Below are 15,808 nucleotides of genomic sequence, written 5' to 3'. Positions count from 1 at the left end.
GTCACAAAACTCAGTACGAAAGCTCGCTTCGATCAAATTTCAACTTTTCAAGCATTTCGACTTCTTCCTCTTTCCAGCGGCGAAGTGAAGGAAAATCAGGTGCCCCTTCATCCCAGGGTTTGATCCTTCGGCCCACTCTTCCAGCCCAGTGAAGAACTCTGATTTCGGGAAGATCCACGAGGTATCTTTCATCACCGGGAATCTCGGGATGCCCGCCGATGTAGAGATAATTATAAAAGGATTCAAGTTCTAATATCTTCGCATTTACCTCATTGATATAGCCATTTATCAGGGGCTGATCGATCATGTGGCCGTGATCCAGCGGCAGTCTATCGAGCAAGTCCTGATAGACCTCACGTCCGATCAGTTGCTTGTTCAGTACAAAAAATCCCGTGTTCAGCAGAACTCCGCCATTGCTGCGGCAGCGTGTGGCGGCAAAATCGAAAGGCAATGTCAGAATCTCAGAAAAGTCCCTAAGGCAAAGCATATCCGCATCAAAAAAAATTACCTGGTCCATTTTCTCCTGACGAAAAGCCTCGAGAGTCAGAAATGCCGGTCGATGATATTCGTCTGTTAGGCTTCCCAACTCATAGCGAGGCTGAATGATTTCGACAAGTTCCGCATGGGGAGCTATGGCAAGAATATCCCTTTTGCTATTTTGACTTAGCTGACAAAAGGAATGATTATAAAATATCTTTAACCTGCTTTCTTCAAATCCAGCCACATGCTTGTTCATGGAATATAGCATAACCAAGGTCCCTCGGATAAACGTGTCATTGGTGACAGTACAGTAGAGTCGTCTTATCCCTCCGGTCATTTCCCCTGTTTTTTAGATGCAACCAATTGAAGCATGGCCGCATGAGCCAGATCGGAGGCGGCATGTTCGGGCTTGAGTTCCACCCCTCCGAAGACAAGGTTTTGGTCCACTGACGCTTTGCAAGCTTCCCTGAGTCTTGCAATTAATCTTTCCGGATTCTTCCCAAGGGTGACCAAGACTACATCATCGCAAGTGGAATGGAGCAGTGCCACCTCAAGCCCAGTCTCTGCGTTTTGATTAAATGACCTGCAAATCGAGGGAATCGTTTCTCTGAAAAAAAAGTCCATTTGCCTGCATTTCTGATACAGCTCTTTGATCCCGTGCTCATTTTCAATTGCGAGAGATTCCCTCATCCCAGATATGTCCAGCCGGAAATAAGTGATGGGACCTCGCAAATCGGAGGACGCAAGGATTTCCAGCGGAACATCCATGAAGGGGCATTCGTCTCCCAACTCCGAGAGGTAGCTATTCCGTGAAAAAGTCATCTCAGAGGGATTTTCCCCTGCCGGGTATAACCAGTAAGGAAGATCCGCAAACCTGGAAGCAATATCAAGGTTCTTGGAATTGCCTTGATAGGTGCTTTTCTTAATGCACCACTGCTCTGATTTTGCCAGACCTACAGCAAATTGCGTAACAAACTCGGCCATATTTTCACCGGACTCACCTTTGAAATCCTGCCAACCGAAAAGCTTGTCTCTGGGAACCAAAGCAGGATCTTCATTAGGAACCAGTAAGTTCTTTCCCTTACCAGGTGGGTTGCTTCCAGTATCGGCCAAAGTCAATTCAAAACCTATTTCCGGTATTCCATAAACCCGATTGAAATGTGCCAGCGAAGATTTTAACCTTGGCCCGAAATGAGGAGGTACCAAGATCAGGCTCCCTCCCAATCCCCAGAAAACTCGGTTGACTTTTGGAATCTCCAGTTTTTCCACGAGAAAGGAAGTCGCTACCTCCATAAATACCGAGGCGGTCAGGTACCTCCCTCTGAGTTCCCTAATGCTTGTCCTCTTGGATTTGGGATGCAGAAATTGCCGGATATTCCCAAATGCCACCTTATACATCGTTCCGATTGGCCGCAGGGAATCGGGCAGATAACCCTGGGAAATTATTCTATCAAATTCCAGCTCAGAAACCGGCAGATGACTTATCAGAAATGCACTTGCGATGAGACTGCTAAGACCCGCTTCACCATCACCGATCGACCCCTTTCCCAACAGTTTTTCCAAATCCTTTTCGTTAGCATGCTTGTCTCCTGTCAGCTCGCTCCGTTCATTTCCTTTTTCAAAAGTATCAGAAGAAAACCGCAAACTTGATCTCAATCGGTCCGATATATTGGAGCTGATATGCATTTTAATCTGGCTTTTTATCGCAGTTCGTTGCACAACTGCCTAATGGTATTGGTTAAACAATAGGAGATCAAAAAAACAAGTTACTTTTTTTTGGCCTTATTCGGTATTTTTCCGCATTCAATGAGCCGGTTTTTAAAGCTTTAACCCAGCCTTTGCGACAAGACCCAAGTCCTCAATGTAGAGAAACCCAAAACCCGAGACCCCTATGAAACGACAGGGGGAAAAAAACCAAAAGAGCAATCACGAAGCCTCAATTTCGGAATTGATTGAAAGCTTTTTGGTTGAATTCGAGGTATGCTCCTCTTCACACCGAAGAGGCAATGACACGCTTTTCTGCAACTCATACAACAGAGCCTTGCATGATGCGATAAAACTCAATGACCAGTCCAGAGGTAAAAAGGGAATCGATCTTTCATGTGGGAGTTTCGTCGCAAGTGAAGTGATTAAACCTGAGCACGGGCGCCTCAACCTGCATGAAGCGAACGGCTGGAAAAGAAAACTACTTGACTTTTTTTATTTTTCGATCAGAGACTTGAGATCAGAGTCTCAGTTAAAGGAGGCGAAGCATTTTTGCGAGACTGTTTTCAAAAGGGATTTCCTTTGGAATTTCCGTGATATCAGCCAATTCAATCCCGCGATAAAACCGGGGTTTATTTTCCGATCATCTACCCTGACCTTAATCCAAAATGAAGGATTTTTTGAGGAATTTATCAGGCAAAAAAATATTAAAACCGTCATTGATTTTAGATCTGAAAGGGAAACTTCAAAAAGAGGCTATGGTGAAAATAGTCTCCAATATTTTGCCTGGATCCCAGTTCCAATTGATCCTTCGATTCATCAAACCGAACTTAAGGGGAAAAACCAAAAAGAATCTTCTGGTGAGGACACTTATCGGTTTTTGGCAACCGAATGCTATCATTCAATAAAAAAGGCCGTTGAGGCAATTTTACAGGCTGAGAATTCGGTTGCCATCCACTGCCATTCTGGAAAAGACCGGACTGGATTTTTTGTTTCGCTCCTTCATTTGCTCTCGGGGGCAAATAGGAAAACTGTTTACGGGGATTATTTAGCTTCCGAAATGGACACTAAGAAGGAATACCTGGATGTAGTCCTGGATAGAATCGAAAAGGAAAACGGAATTGAAAACTACTTACGTTTGTGCGGATTGAGCAACTCCCAGGTTTGGGATCTGAAACAAAAGCTGAGGGCCGGATAAGTGATAAAACAAAAAACCTCCCGGATTTCCCCAGGAGGTTTTTTTATGCTTAACCAAGTTAAATCAACCGGTAAAATACGCTTCCAATTCGGCCAGCATTTCTTCCTTTTCTCTTAGATCACGGATCACTTTCCCTTTTTCCAAAAGAACGATTCGCTCACAAATTTCAGTGACATGGTTTAGGTCATGACTGGAAATCAGGAAGGTAACCTTTGATGCATCTTTTTCCCTCAAAATCAGTTTTTTCAACCGGATTTGAGAGCTTGGATCCAGATTTTCGAAGGGTTCATCCAACAGCACCACCTCCGGATTTCCCATCAGTGCGGCTGCAATTCCGACTTTTTTGAGATTACCTTTTGACAAGTCCCGGATGTATTTCTTTTTTCCCAAAACCTCCTCGTTGAACAATTCAGTGAATTTTCCCAAATGAAGGGTAAGGTCTTCTTCAGACAATCCATAGATTTTGCGGAGGGTTTCGAAATACTCATCCGGAGTGAGATAGGCCAAGAGCATGTGCTCGTCCAGATAGGCACCTGTTTTGGCTTTCCAATCCTCGGTTTTGCTCACATCTTCCCCGTTGATTTTCACATTGCCAGCGGAGGCTCTTACCAAATCCAACATAATCCGAAATAGGGTTGTCTTTCCGGCACCGTTATTTCCCACCAGTCCAAAACACTCTCCGGAGGGAATTTCGAGAGATTCCACATTCAGGACGACGGCTTCTTTGTATTGCTTTTTGAGTTGGGATATCTGTATCATAGTTCTTGACGGAAGGAAGAAGAAATTTCGTAACGGTTAGAAAGTACTCTGTTGATGTTGATTTGACAAAGGCGCCCGAAGCCAAATATTCCCAGCACACCGGTAAGTCCGAGAGCCAAGAGCCCAATATAATCGTTGAAAAGCAACGAAAAAGGGATAAAGACCAAGTATGGCCCGAGCATCATAGGAATGACGATCAGAAATTGCGCGATACCAACCCCCTCGTAGTTAAACATCGCCCCTTTGTTGAGATCCATGGGTTTGGGTTTCCAGAGCGCCAGGTAAATGATCACATGTACCAGAATCCCGACATTGAAAAGAAAAGTCGCAAGGTGGATGAGGAGAAAATGCCAGCCGAAGTAAGCATAGGGCACGGAGGCCAGAAAGCAAATCAACGAAATCACCAGAAAGAGCAAATATTTCCCTCTTACCAAAGCTTCTACCCCTCCTTTTTGATTGAGATAAAAGTCAAAGCTTGACGAATTCCAGCTGAGGAACAGTTGACCATATTGGATCATGAAGATCCCGGTGATAAATACTCCAACGAAGATAAAGATGAAGCTAAACCCGTCTTCGGTGGTGTAAGCGGGATTGTTATAGAAGATCAAACCATAGAGGAGGAAAAAGCCCGTCATCATCAAAAAAGTCCGACTTTTTTTGTGCCGGATGATCAGCTTCCACTCCAGATTGGCCAGCTCTCCGGCCAACCCAAACCTTGAGAAAAATCCAATGGACTGGTTGACAAAGCGGACATCGTCCTTTTCGGAAAGATCCTCGAGGTACGCATTTGACACATAAAATCGGAAGCAAAGTAGGTACGAACCCACCATCACCAGTAGAGTCACAAGAAATGGAATGGGACTGACCAAAGAATAATCAAAAACAGGCTGAAGCAATGCACCGAGGTTAAACCAGCCCATGTAGCTCGAACCCGCACCAGCCACCAGCACTAAAAAGATGACAAATAGCCCGATCAGACTATCCTCAAACCGCTGCTTGAACCAAAGCATAAACCAATGTAGAGTCCAGCTTGTCAACGAGATCGTAGCCACCCACATCAAGGCACCCTCTAAGGCATATTTTTCACTGACGACTTGCAGCGCAAAAGGCAAAACCAAAAGAATGGCAATAATATTCAGCGGGGAAACAAATGAGCGGGTAAGCAGCATCCGGATAATTCGGCGCTTCCCAATCGGAAGGTGTAACAGACTCTCCAGCTCAACCACCGGCAGCTGTTGGATAAAGTATCGATATAAAAATTCTACCAAAAAAAAGTAGATGAGAAAACTGTTGAGCAAGGCAATGTGATCCTCTCCCGGCACTACTTTTTCGAGAATCATAGGAAGCAAAAATCCCGCTCCAACGACATAGCCCAAAAGTAACAAGACCAAAAAACCGAGGAAGATGTTGGTAAGAAGACTTTTCGCAAAAGAAGTTGAGCGCAGACTTTTGAGGAATTGTAAACGGGCAAGGGTAAAAAACATATGTTTGGGCTTGGATTTAGATTCTTTCTTATTGCAAAATATGCTTAAACCTCGAAATTCCTTCCTGAATTGTCGAGCTAAATTGGATAAATGAAGATTATGGTACAGGAATTAGGATTTTTCGAGGCAGTGAGAGAAAGGAGATCTGTCAGGATTTTTGACAGTATTGAGCTTTTTGATCATGAGGTGGTCAAAAAATGCCTGGAGGCAGCAATTCTTTCCCCCAATAGCTCCAACCTTCAACTTTACAATTTTATCCGGATTCCGGAGACTTCCCTTCTTAAAGACTCTCTTTCCAAACTATGCATGGGTCAAAAGGCAGCGACCACTGCCAGGGAACTTGTCGTGGTGGTGACCCGGCGTGATCTTTGGAAATCCCGGGCAGAAGCCAATTACGGATACATCAAACGAACCTATGAAGGAAAAAATGACAAGAAACTCAGACAGGCACTGAGCTATTATGGGAATCTGATTCCCAAGCTTTTCTCCAGGTATCCCGGTTGGTCATTGCTCAAAAAGATCATTGCCTGGTGGGTGGGGATTTATAGGCCGATGGTAAGGGAAGTAGGTGAAACTGAAGTCAGAATCTCAGTGCACAAAAGTGCTGCATTGGCTTCGATGACTTTTATGCTGGGAATGAAAGCCGCAGGATACGACACGTGCCCAATGGAAGGATTTGACTCCAACCGGGTGAAAAAACTGTTGGATTTGCCTCAATCCTCCGAAATTGCAATGATCATTGGTTGTGGGAAAGGCATCCCGGAAGGAATCTATGGCGAGCGATTCAGATTGCCTTATCAAGAATTGGTGTTCACCAAGTAACTGAACCCTGAATTGGTTTTGGGTTTCTAAAATGAATTTCCCATCACCTGTTTTTTTACATTTCTGTAAAAATTCGGGAACTGGATAAAATCAAAAAAGATTTTCGTAGTTGGTTTTCCCGTCAATATTTTTGGCAATGAGTTTAAAAATTTCCAGTTGGTTCTGGCAGCTTTTTCTTGCTGAATAATCTTTTAACCTTTGTCCAATTGGTTAGAAAAGCCGCGAATAGAATTTCTAAAATAATCTCCATTCTTTAGTCAATTTTAAAATCAACACTACTTCTATTTTCAAGGATAAATACGTGGCTTTAGCCTTTCAGTTTTACGATTACTTACAATTTGCTTTGCAGCTTATAAAATTTCAAAAACAATCCCAAGTGAGAGCTTTGCAAAAGAGATCCGTTCAATTTTAACAATGCCCAATTAATAATTGTCGTTGATCTCCAACCAATAGCCGTCCGGATCTTGGATGTAAATCTGCTTCACTCCGTCTACCCGATTGGTTACTACTCCTTTCTCTCCGGCCCAACTTTCGAAGGGGTAGTTTTTGGCTTTCATGTTTTCCACAAATGATTCCATATCAGGGATGCTAAAACAAAGGTGGTTGACCTTGGATTTTTCCTTTGGCACGTCTTTGACCTCGATGAGATGAAGTGCTGAGCCGCCCCCAATGTCATACCAGGCATGGATTCCGTCTTTGAATGGCTCCTCGATTTCTTTCAACGCCAAGACGTTTTGATAAAAATCCATGCTCTTCTTCAAATTGGAAACGTGAACAGCAATGTGGTTGACTTTGATTTGAGCGAAGGCGCTCAGCGAAAACAAAACCAGGGCAATTGTTAGGATCTTTTTCATGACCTTGAAAGATTGAGTATTCGATACTACCTCTTTTTAGCCAAAGGAACTGGACATTCTCGCAAAACTTAGACAAAAGGGCTTCGAAACTGCTAAAAATCATCGTTCACTTCAATCCAGTAATAATCCGGATCTCTGAAAAAAATCTGCTTAATACCATCCGGCCGGAAATGGATCTCGCCTTGATCCCCAGCCCAATTTTCAAAGGGATAGTTTTTCCTGTTCAGGGTTTCAATAAAAGCGTTCATATCCTTCACACTGAAGCACAAATGATTGGTTTTAGAGATTTCACGAGGTGGGCTCAGATGGAGTTCCTCAATCAAATGAACTGAAGCCCCACCACCTATCGCATACCAGGCATGTAGTCCGTCTTTAAAGGGTTCATCCATCTGCCAGAGTCCCAAAACCTCCCCGTAGAAAGACTGGCTTCGTGCCAAATCAGCTACATGGATCGCGATATGGTTGATATGGATTTTAGAAACTTTGGACATATAAAAACCTGTTGATGGAGTTAAAACCGCTTGAGACACCAAGTTCGTCCCAAATTATTGAAATCAAAAAAGCCAACCCGGATTGGATTGGCTTTCATGTCTGTTTAAACTTTGAGTTTTATTCCACTCCCGCTGCCTTCAATGTAGCCGCCATTGAAATCCGGTCAGCTTCACCGAAGAGATTCATAGCCTGAAGGTAGACTTCATTAATATCGTTGATGACTTTGTAGAAGGCATTGTCATCGTAAATCTGACGTCCCAAATGTGCCTTTACCAAGATCCTCAAATACTCCTTGGACTTATTGAAATCCTTGGAGTCAAATTCCACCTTGTTCTTTTTTCCAAATTCAACCAATTCCATCAGCATTGCATCGCTCACTTTGTAATCTGTGTAATATTGATCAAGGCTCATGGCTGAAAAATCGGCCTTGTTTTTCGTCACAAAGTCCAAGATAAACTCTCTTGAAGAATCGGAATTGAACAGCTTATTGACATAGGGACTGTTCATGGTTGTATCCATTGGCACGAAGTAATCCGGCATAATGCCACCACCCCCATAGACAATTCGTCCTTTTTTGGTTTCATATTTCAGACTGTCATTGAACTTGATGCTGTCTGCTGAGAAAAACTCACCGTGGGTGTATCTGTCCATGAGATCAGTTTCATACTCATCATAATTTGAATCGTATGGCTTTTGAATGGATCGCCCAGATGGAGTAAAATACCGGGCGATAGTCAGCCTCAATTCTGCACCGTCTGACAAATCAATCGGCATCTGAACCAGTCCTTTTCCAAAAGATCTTCTTCCAACAATCAATCCGCGGTCATTGTCCTGAATAGCTCCGGCCAAAATCTCCGATGCGGATGCAGAACCTTCGTTGATCAATACGATCACAGATCCTTCTTCAAACATTCCAGGCTTGAAAGCAAAAGCTTTTTGACTGTATTGGCTCACTTTTCCTTCTTGAGAAACGATCAAATCACGGTCACCAAGGAGTTCATCTGCCATATTTATAGCTGCGCCCATGTAGCCTCCGGGATTTCCCTGTAAGTCAATGATGAGTTTCTTCATCCCCTGACCCTGCAGCTGAGTAAGTGAAGTTTTGAATTCTTCATAAGTCGTGGCAGCAAATCGGGTGACTTTGATGTAGCCGATCTCTTCATCAATCATATAGGAGGCATTGATGCTGTATTGAGGGATTTTATCCCGCGTGATTTCGTAGGAAATCAGCTCAGGTTGGTTTCTTCGCTTGATATCCACTAATACTTTTGAGCCTCTTGGTCCCCTCAAGTAATCGAAAACATCCCGGTTGGTTATACCGATACCGGCCACAACTTTTCCGTCGACTGAGATGATCTGGTCTCCGGACTGGATTCCCAAAGCTTCCGAAGGCCCTCCGGTCAATGGAGCAACCACATAAATGGTATCCCGAATAATTCCGAATTCAACTCCAATTCCGTCAAATTCACCTTCTAGTTGAGACTGGGCTAAGGACGCATCACGTGCAGGAATATAGCTGGAGTGCGGATCAAGATTTTCCAGCATTTTGGTAATCCCAAATTCCACCAAGTCATTCGTATTAACACTATCCACGTAGTCCCGATTGATATAGGTCATGATCTCCTGGAGCTTGTAAAGTGCCGCCCTAAGATCATTTTGGTTGCTTTTCGGCTCAGCAAATGTGGCACCGATCCAAATTCCCGCAGAAATCGCAAGAGCAAGAATGATTGGAAGCCGGATTTGTGATTTGGTATTTTTAGTCTCGCTCACTTTTTCTTGATTTTATATCCAATTAACTCAAACTACCGCAAAATGATCCATCATGGAAATGGATTTTAGATAAAATTAACGATTGATTGTACGACTGGCATTGTTAAAGGTCTGATTTATTCCCCTTTTTTCTACCAAAAAAAATTATTTTTGTGCAATGTACTTGAATCGGGATTTTGAAAAGTCATCTGTGGGTGAATTAGTTTCTGAAAACTATGTTTTCGCGGCTGTACTGCACTATTTCGGAATCAGCTTTTACCAATACCCCACCGATTCATTAGAGAAGGTTTGCCGCAGTCACAAAGTCAATCCCAGAACCCTGATCGCCGAACTGGAATCCTGGGCAAAGCGAAAAGACCCAACTCCTGAAGAACTTTATCTTAATCCAATTGAGCTCCTGGTAGCTTACCTCAAAAAGAAGCATTATTTCTTCGTTCGTCAGGAGCTTCCCTTCCTTTCCAACCTTATTTCCGGAATTCAGCCAGAACAAACCTTTGGACCTTTGCTTGCTGATCTGAGGATAATGTTTCCCCTTTTTGTGGATGATTTTATCCATCACATTCATGAGGAGGAAAGCCGCCTGTTCAAAAGAATTGAACTGCTTCAGGATATCGAAGACGGTCAATTCAAGACCCAAGATGCTTTGACAATCCTTGAAAAAGATCCCATCCATCTGTTGGCGGATCAGCATGAGATCCACGATGACGAAATGGAAGGAATCCGGCGGCTCACCAGAGATTATTTTCTGGAAGATACAGCGCCGCTGACAATGAAAGTCCTTTATCACGAACTTCAGAATTTCGAAAAGGAGCTTTCCATCCATGCCAAGATCGAAGATGAGCTGCTTTTTCCCAAAGCCGTGGAATTGGAAAAAGAAGCCCTTCGGAAAATCCGTAAAAAAATCCAGACCAACTGATGCCCAGAATACTTGCGATAGATCTGGGAACTAAGCGAACTGGTTTGGCTGTTACCGATCCGTTGAAAATTCTGGCCAATCCTCTGGAAACCATCGAAACAGGTCAATTGATGATTTATCTCAAGGCCTATTGTGCCAAAGAAGAAGTCGAAGCGCTGGTTCTGGGACTTCCGATCCGCCTCAACGGGCAGGACAACGAGATGACACCAAAAGTAATCAAATTGAAGGAGGAGCTTGAAAAAGCATTTCCCGAAAAAAAAATAGCCCTAGTGGATGAACGGTTCACCTCCAAAATGGCCATGCAAAGCATGATCGCCATGGGCAGCAAAAAGAAAGACCGAAGAGAAAAAGCCGGAAATCTGGACAAAGTCTCTGCGGCAATCATTCTACAATCTTACCTCGAAAGACAATGATTTACCCTATAGTTGCTTACGGCAATCCCATCCTCAAAAAAGAAGCTGAAGAAATTACCGAAGGCACTGATCTGACTGCCCTGATCAATGATATGTATGCCACAATGGACTTTGCCAACGGGGTAGGTCTAGCTGCACCTCAAATCAATCAAGGCGTTCGCCTTTTTGTCATCGACAGCACCCTGATGCTGGATGAAAAAGATGAGGAAAAAGGGATCCGCCGCGTATTCATCAATCCGATAATCCTGGACGAATATGGCGATGATTATGGATTCGAGGAAGGTTGTTTAAGTATCCCTGAGGTAAGGGCCGAAATCATCCGCCCCGACAAACTCACCATCGAATACTTCGACGAAAACTGGAACTTAAAAGAGGAGGAATTTTCCGGAATGACTGCCCGCGTAATCCAGCATGAGTATGACCACTTGGAGGGTATACTTTTCATCGACTATCTGAAAGGCTTGAAAAAGCGACTTATCCAATCTAAATTGATAGATGTAAGTAAAGGGAAAATCTCCACAGATTACCGAATGATCTATCCTCTGAAATAATGGGAAGAAGCCCAGAAATCCGCATTGCACTTGTTCAAACAGACCTTCATTGGCAGGACAAAACTGCCAATCTTGCAATGCTGGAAGAAAAAATCTGGGGCTTAAAAGGAAAAACAGACCTGATCATTCTTCCCGAAATGTTCCCGACAGGATTCAGCATGGAGGCTGCCAAGCTCTCCGAACCCATGAACCTGACGGTTTGTAAGTGGATGAAGCAACTGGCGGCCCAAACCAAGGCGACAATCACCGGAAGCACCATCATTTCTGAAGGAGGAAAATTTTTCAATCGTCTACTTTGGGTCAATCCTGATGGCTATACCGAACATTACGATAAGCGCCACTTGTTCAGAATGGCCAATGAAGACAAGCATTTTTCGGCAGGCCAAAAACTCCCCATTTTCAATCTTAAAGGCTGGGAAATTTGCCCGCAGATCTGCTATGATTTACGATTCCCGGTATGGTCGAGAAATGGCTGGGAAGATGGCGTTGCTGGTTACGATCTTATTTTTTATATAGCTTCCTGGCCAGCAGTTCGTGTTTCTGCCTGGGACGCACTTCTGCCCGCAAGAGCAATAGAAAATCTTTCTTACTCTATTGGCGTGAACCGGATTGGTACAGATGGAAATGGAATTTCCTATGTGGGGCATTCGGCTGCTTATGATTTTAGAGGAGAAAAAATCTTGGATTTGGGAGAAAAAGACGGAATTCAGGTTATTTCCCTTTCCGCTCTTAAACTGGAGGAATTTCGCACCAAATTCCCAGCTTGGAGAGACGCGGATCAGTTTCGGATTCTTTAAAAATCCACTTTTCAAGATTCCCCCACATTCTTTAAACGGGGTTTGAAACAAGGCTAATTTTCGTATTTTAGGCGCTGAATTTTCGACCCTGTTTTCCCCTTTTTTATCTGCTGGCCTCTTTCTGCCAACTTTCCAAAAAGCAAAACAGGCAAATCCTTTTAGCATCCTATTGAAACTATGAGTGATCAAACTCCCAAAATCCTCTATACGCTGACAGATGAGGCACCTGCCTTGGCTACGTATTCTCTACTTCCTATTGTCCAGGCTTTCACCAAATCTGCCGGAGTGCAGGTAGAGACCAGAGACATTTCTCTTTCTGGCCGAATTATCTCAAGCTTTCCCGAGTACCTGAAACCGGAACAGCAAATCAATGATGACCTTGCCGAGTTGGGCAAGATCGCAACGACTCCCGAGGCAAACATTGTAAAACTTCCTAACGTCTCTGCATCTGTCCCTCAGTTGAAGGCTGCCATCAAAGAATTGCAGTCTCAGGGCTATGCACTTCCTGACTATCCGGAAGAGCCGAAAACCGAAGAAGAAAAAACAGCCAAATCGAAGTACGACAAGATCAAGGGCTCGGCAGTAAACCCTGTCCTTCGTGAAGGAAATTCCGATAGAAGAGCTCCATTGGCGGTGAAAAATTATGCCAGAAAGCATCCCCATTCCATGGGCAAATGGTCATCCGATTCCAAATCACACGTGGACAGCATGTCTGAAGGTGACTTTTACGGAAGTGAAAAATCCCTGACCATCGCAGCAGCAATATCTGTCTCTATCGAATTGGTTGGGAAAGACGGCAAAAAAGAAACCCTTAAATCAGGTCTGAAACTCATGGAAGGTGAAGTGATCGACGCTTCTACCTTGAGCATTTCGGCTTTGAAAACCTTCCTGAAAAAAGCCAAAGCGGACGCCAAAGCAAAAGGAGTTCTTTTCTCCCTACACCTGAAGGCCACCATGATGAAGGTCTCTGACCCGATCATTTTTGGACATGCGGTGAAGGTGTTTTTCGAACCGGTTTTTGCAAAACATGCCGCTACTTTCGATGCAATCGGTGTAGATGTAAACAATGGTTTTGGAGATCTTCTGGCAAATCTGGAAAAACTTCCTGCCGACAAAAAAGCTGAAATCCTGGCCGATATCGATGCCTGCTATGCGGACAGCCCAGAAGTTGCCATGGTGAATTCGGACAAAGGAATCACCAACCTCCACGTGCCAAGCGACGTGATCATCGACGCATCCATGCCAGCAATGATCCGAAGCTCTGGCAAAATGTGGGACAAAGCCGGGAAACTACAGGACACCAAAGCAGTGGTCCCAGACAGATGTTATGCAGGCGTTTACCAGGCAACTATTGATTTTTGCAAAGAAAACGGCGCTTTCGATCCGGCCACCATGGGCAGCGTGCCCAATGTCGGCTTGATGGCCCAAAAAGCAGAGGAATACGGTTCCCACGACAAGACTTTTGAAATCCCTTTTGACGGCACCGTCAATGTTGTAGATGCTGATGGAAAAACTTTGCTTTCACACGAGGTAGAAGCAGGCGACATCTGGAGAATGTGCCAGACCAAAGATGCCCCGATCCAAGATTGGGTAAAATTGGCTGTTTCTAGAGCCCGGCTTTCCAATACTCCGGCAGTTTTCTGGCTGGATCCGAATAGAGCTCACGATGCAGAATTGATCAAAAAAGTGGAGAAATATCTTCCAAACCACGACACGACCGGTTTGGAAATTCACATCCTTCCTCCTGTAGAAGCGACAATTTTCTCTTGTATAAGACTTAAAGAAGGAAAAGACACCATTTCTGTTACCGGTAACGTCCTTAGAGATTACCTGACCGATTTGTTCCCCATCTTGGAAGTAGGCACCTCGGCCAAGATGCTTTCGATCGTTCCATTGATGAACGGAGGAGGATTGTTTGAAACCGGAGCCGGTGGATCTGCCCCTAAGCACGTGGAGCAATTTACCGAAGAAGGCCATTTGCGTTGGGATTCTTTGGGTGAATTCTTAGCCTTGGCAGTTTCTTTGGAGCATTTGGGGCAGACATTCAACAATCCTGGAGCATTGCTTTTGGGTGAAACACTTGACAAAGCAACAGGGAAGTTTCTAGAAAACGACAAGTCTCCTGCTCGGGTCGTGGGCAAATTGGACAACAGGGGTGGCCATTTCTACCTGGCACTTTATTGGGCAGAGGCTTTAGCGGCGCAAAACAAAGACGCTGGACTTCAAGCGAAATTTGCTCCAATTGCAGAGGCACTTTCTGCCAACGAAACTATCATCGTGGAGGAATATAATAGCTCTCAAGGCAAACCTGTTGATATTGGTGGATATTACAGACCTGAAGTCTCTAAGACTTCAACAGCGATGCGTCCAAGCAAAACCTTCAATGAAATCATAGAATCGCTAGAATAGCAAAACCAAAAGCCGGGTCTCAAACGATCCGGCTTTTTGATTTAACGGCAAATAGACAGCTTTTCCAAAGTTTGAAACTTTGGAAAAGCTTCTTTCTTGAACCTAGCCTATTTGAAATTTAACTCCATGCTGATTCATAAATTCTTTGATTACAGAAACATGGATACATTCTCCCAAGTGGATAAATGCATAGTCGTTCACCTTTTTCACCTTACCGTGAGCGATGACTTCCTTTTCCTCAATATCAAATCCCAAATGCAGATGCTTGGTTCTGCTTTGCATTCCTACTACTCTTCCTTCTGAATCAAAGAGCGGTCCACCGCTTTGGCCACGAAGTCCCGGAGTACTCATTTCGATCCCATAGATTTTCCCGGTCTTATCTCCCAAAAATCGAGTCAGCATCCCTTCAATCGGAAATCTTGGTGATCGGACTTGCCCTGTTTTGGTCCATTCCAGGATATCTTTTTCCGCATTCAAGCCAAAATTGGAAAACTCCGGAAATGGAAATCCCAAGCGACAGAGCATTTGGCCGGGCTGGGCAAATTGATCCTCTTTTAGAAAAACAGGATGCCCCGAATAGGAAACTTTTTCAAACCCTTCAAATTTCAGCAAAGCCAAATCGTACTCAGGATGAAGGAAAAAATGGATGTTGGTGATCCGGTCCACACAGTCCACAAAGGTCACCCGCATTTCCAAGGTTTTGTTTTCATCAAAACCCTGTTTTTTAGCCAATGCTTTTTTCTGTCCGGAATTTAGACTCTGTGATTCTGTCAAAAAGGTAGAATAACGCTTGTTGATCCCATCTGCCTGAGTAAGCCATTGGGCGACATGCTTGCAGGTCAATGCCCACCCTTCTTCATTTACAAAAAACAGCGTTGCGGCACCTCTCTCCACCTTTTGGATTCCGAAATTTCTGGAGATGGAATGGATGGCCCGGGTAAATCCGGCTACTTTTTGAATGGCTTCTACAAACATTTGAAAAGGGAATTTTATTTTGAAACTCTTTGAAAATCGGAACTGTTAAACTTCAGAAGTCCAAAATAAAAATTTTCGAACGCGAAATCGTTTGAATTCAAAATCAATGTGATTCGCTGTTCTGGGAGATTAAAGAAGTTTGGGCTATCCGTTTATTTGTAATAACTTAGCCTGCCCTCAGGAT

Annotated in this window: 15 protein-coding genes; 7 read left to right on the top strand and 8 right to left on the bottom strand. The window is 44.0% G+C overall.

Annotated features, from left to right (window positions below):
* Positions 1 to 10: 10 nt before the first annotated feature.
* Positions 11 to 817, bottom strand: a complete 807-nt coding sequence (locus B0E43_RS00900; RefSeq protein WP_139352626.1) for a glycosyltransferase — start codon at positions 815 to 817, stop codon at positions 11 to 13.
* Positions 814 to 2,166: a hypothetical protein gene (locus B0E43_RS00895; RefSeq protein WP_077346177.1), complete on the bottom strand. Its 1,353-nt coding sequence runs from the start codon at positions 2,164 to 2,166 to the stop codon at positions 814 to 816. The genes B0E43_RS00900 and B0E43_RS00895 overlap by 4 nt, the downstream gene beginning before the upstream one ends.
* A 205-nt stretch (positions 2,167 to 2,371) precedes the next feature.
* On the opposite strand from B0E43_RS00895, the gene B0E43_RS00890 reads away from it, so the two are divergent.
* On the top strand, positions 2,372 to 3,382 hold the full coding sequence (locus B0E43_RS00890) for a tyrosine-protein phosphatase (RefSeq protein ID WP_077346176.1): 1,011 nt from the start codon (positions 2,372 to 2,374) through the stop codon (positions 3,380 to 3,382).
* A 63-nt stretch (positions 3,383 to 3,445) separates the two neighbouring features.
* Here the strand turns inward: B0E43_RS00890 and B0E43_RS00885 are convergent, their stop codons facing one another.
* Both B0E43_RS00885 and B0E43_RS00880 read right to left on the bottom strand, forming a co-directional pair.
* Entirely contained in the window at positions 3,446 to 4,141 is a 696-nt protein-coding gene (locus B0E43_RS00885) for an ABC transporter ATP-binding protein (protein ID WP_077346175.1), read from the bottom strand.
* Positions 4,138 to 5,625 carry a DUF5687 family protein gene (locus B0E43_RS00880; RefSeq protein ID WP_077346174.1) on the bottom strand — a complete coding sequence of 496 codons (1,488 nt, stop codon included), beginning with the start codon at positions 5,623 to 5,625 and terminating at the stop codon, positions 4,138 to 4,140. The genes B0E43_RS00885 and B0E43_RS00880 overlap by 4 nt, the downstream gene beginning before the upstream one ends.
* A gap of 90 nt (positions 5,626 to 5,715) precedes the next feature.
* On the opposite strand from B0E43_RS00880, the gene B0E43_RS00875 reads away from it, so the two are divergent.
* A complete protein-coding gene (locus tag B0E43_RS00875; RefSeq protein ID WP_254423335.1) occupies positions 5,716 to 6,447 on the top strand; it encodes a nitroreductase family protein in 732 nt (243 codons plus the stop codon).
* Positions 6,448 to 6,869: 422 nt separating this feature from the next.
* Here the strand turns inward: B0E43_RS00875 and B0E43_RS00870 are convergent, their stop codons facing one another.
* From B0E43_RS00870 to B0E43_RS00860, 3 genes are all read right to left on the bottom strand, one after another.
* Complete coding sequence (locus tag B0E43_RS00870; RefSeq protein WP_077346173.1) at positions 6,870 to 7,301, bottom strand: VOC family protein; 432 nt, start codon at positions 7,299 to 7,301, stop codon at positions 6,870 to 6,872.
* Positions 7,302 to 7,393: 92 nt separating this feature from the next.
* Complete coding sequence (locus B0E43_RS00865; protein WP_077346172.1) at positions 7,394 to 7,792, bottom strand: VOC family protein; 399 nt, start codon at positions 7,790 to 7,792, stop codon at positions 7,394 to 7,396.
* A 118-nt stretch (positions 7,793 to 7,910) separates the two neighbouring features.
* Positions 7,911 to 9,563 (bottom strand): S41 family peptidase, encoded by a 1,653-nt coding sequence (locus B0E43_RS00860; RefSeq protein WP_077346171.1) that lies wholly within the window; start codon positions 9,561 to 9,563, stop codon positions 7,911 to 7,913.
* A 157-nt stretch (positions 9,564 to 9,720) separates the two neighbouring features.
* Here B0E43_RS00860 and B0E43_RS00855 point away from each other — a divergent pair, with 157 nt between their 5' ends.
* From B0E43_RS00855 to B0E43_RS00835, 5 genes are all read left to right on the top strand, one after another.
* A complete protein-coding gene (locus B0E43_RS00855) occupies positions 9,721 to 10,479 on the top strand; it encodes a hemerythrin domain-containing protein (RefSeq protein WP_077346170.1) in 759 nt (252 codons plus the stop codon).
* Positions 10,479 to 10,892, top strand: a complete 414-nt coding sequence (ruvX, locus tag B0E43_RS00850; protein WP_077346169.1) for a Holliday junction resolvase RuvX — start codon at positions 10,479 to 10,481, stop codon at positions 10,890 to 10,892. The genes B0E43_RS00855 and ruvX overlap by 1 nt, the downstream gene beginning before the upstream one ends.
* Entirely contained in the window at positions 10,889 to 11,443 is a 555-nt protein-coding gene (def, locus tag B0E43_RS00845) for a peptide deformylase (protein ID WP_077346168.1), read from the top strand. The genes ruvX and def overlap by 4 nt, the downstream gene beginning before the upstream one ends.
* Positions 11,443 to 12,240, top strand: a complete 798-nt coding sequence (locus tag B0E43_RS00840) for an amidohydrolase (RefSeq protein ID WP_077346167.1) — start codon at positions 11,443 to 11,445, stop codon at positions 12,238 to 12,240. The genes def and B0E43_RS00840 overlap by 1 nt, the downstream gene beginning before the upstream one ends.
* A 177-nt stretch (positions 12,241 to 12,417) precedes the next feature.
* On the top strand, positions 12,418 to 14,649 hold the full coding sequence (locus B0E43_RS00835; RefSeq protein WP_077346166.1) for an NADP-dependent isocitrate dehydrogenase: 2,232 nt from the start codon (positions 12,418 to 12,420) through the stop codon (positions 14,647 to 14,649).
* A 102-nt stretch (positions 14,650 to 14,751) separates the two neighbouring features.
* Here B0E43_RS00835 and B0E43_RS00830 read toward each other — a convergent pair whose 3' ends face one another.
* Complete coding sequence (locus tag B0E43_RS00830) at positions 14,752 to 15,624, bottom strand: serine protease (protein ID WP_077346165.1); 873 nt, start codon at positions 15,622 to 15,624, stop codon at positions 14,752 to 14,754.
* Positions 15,625 to 15,808 lie beyond the last annotated feature (184 nt).

It is taken from the genome of Algoriphagus sp. A40 (genome assembly GCF_002002735.1).
GTDB lineage: Bacteria > Bacteroidota > Bacteroidia > Cytophagales > Cyclobacteriaceae > Algoriphagus.
This window is presented reverse-complemented; position numbering and strand designations above follow the sequence as displayed.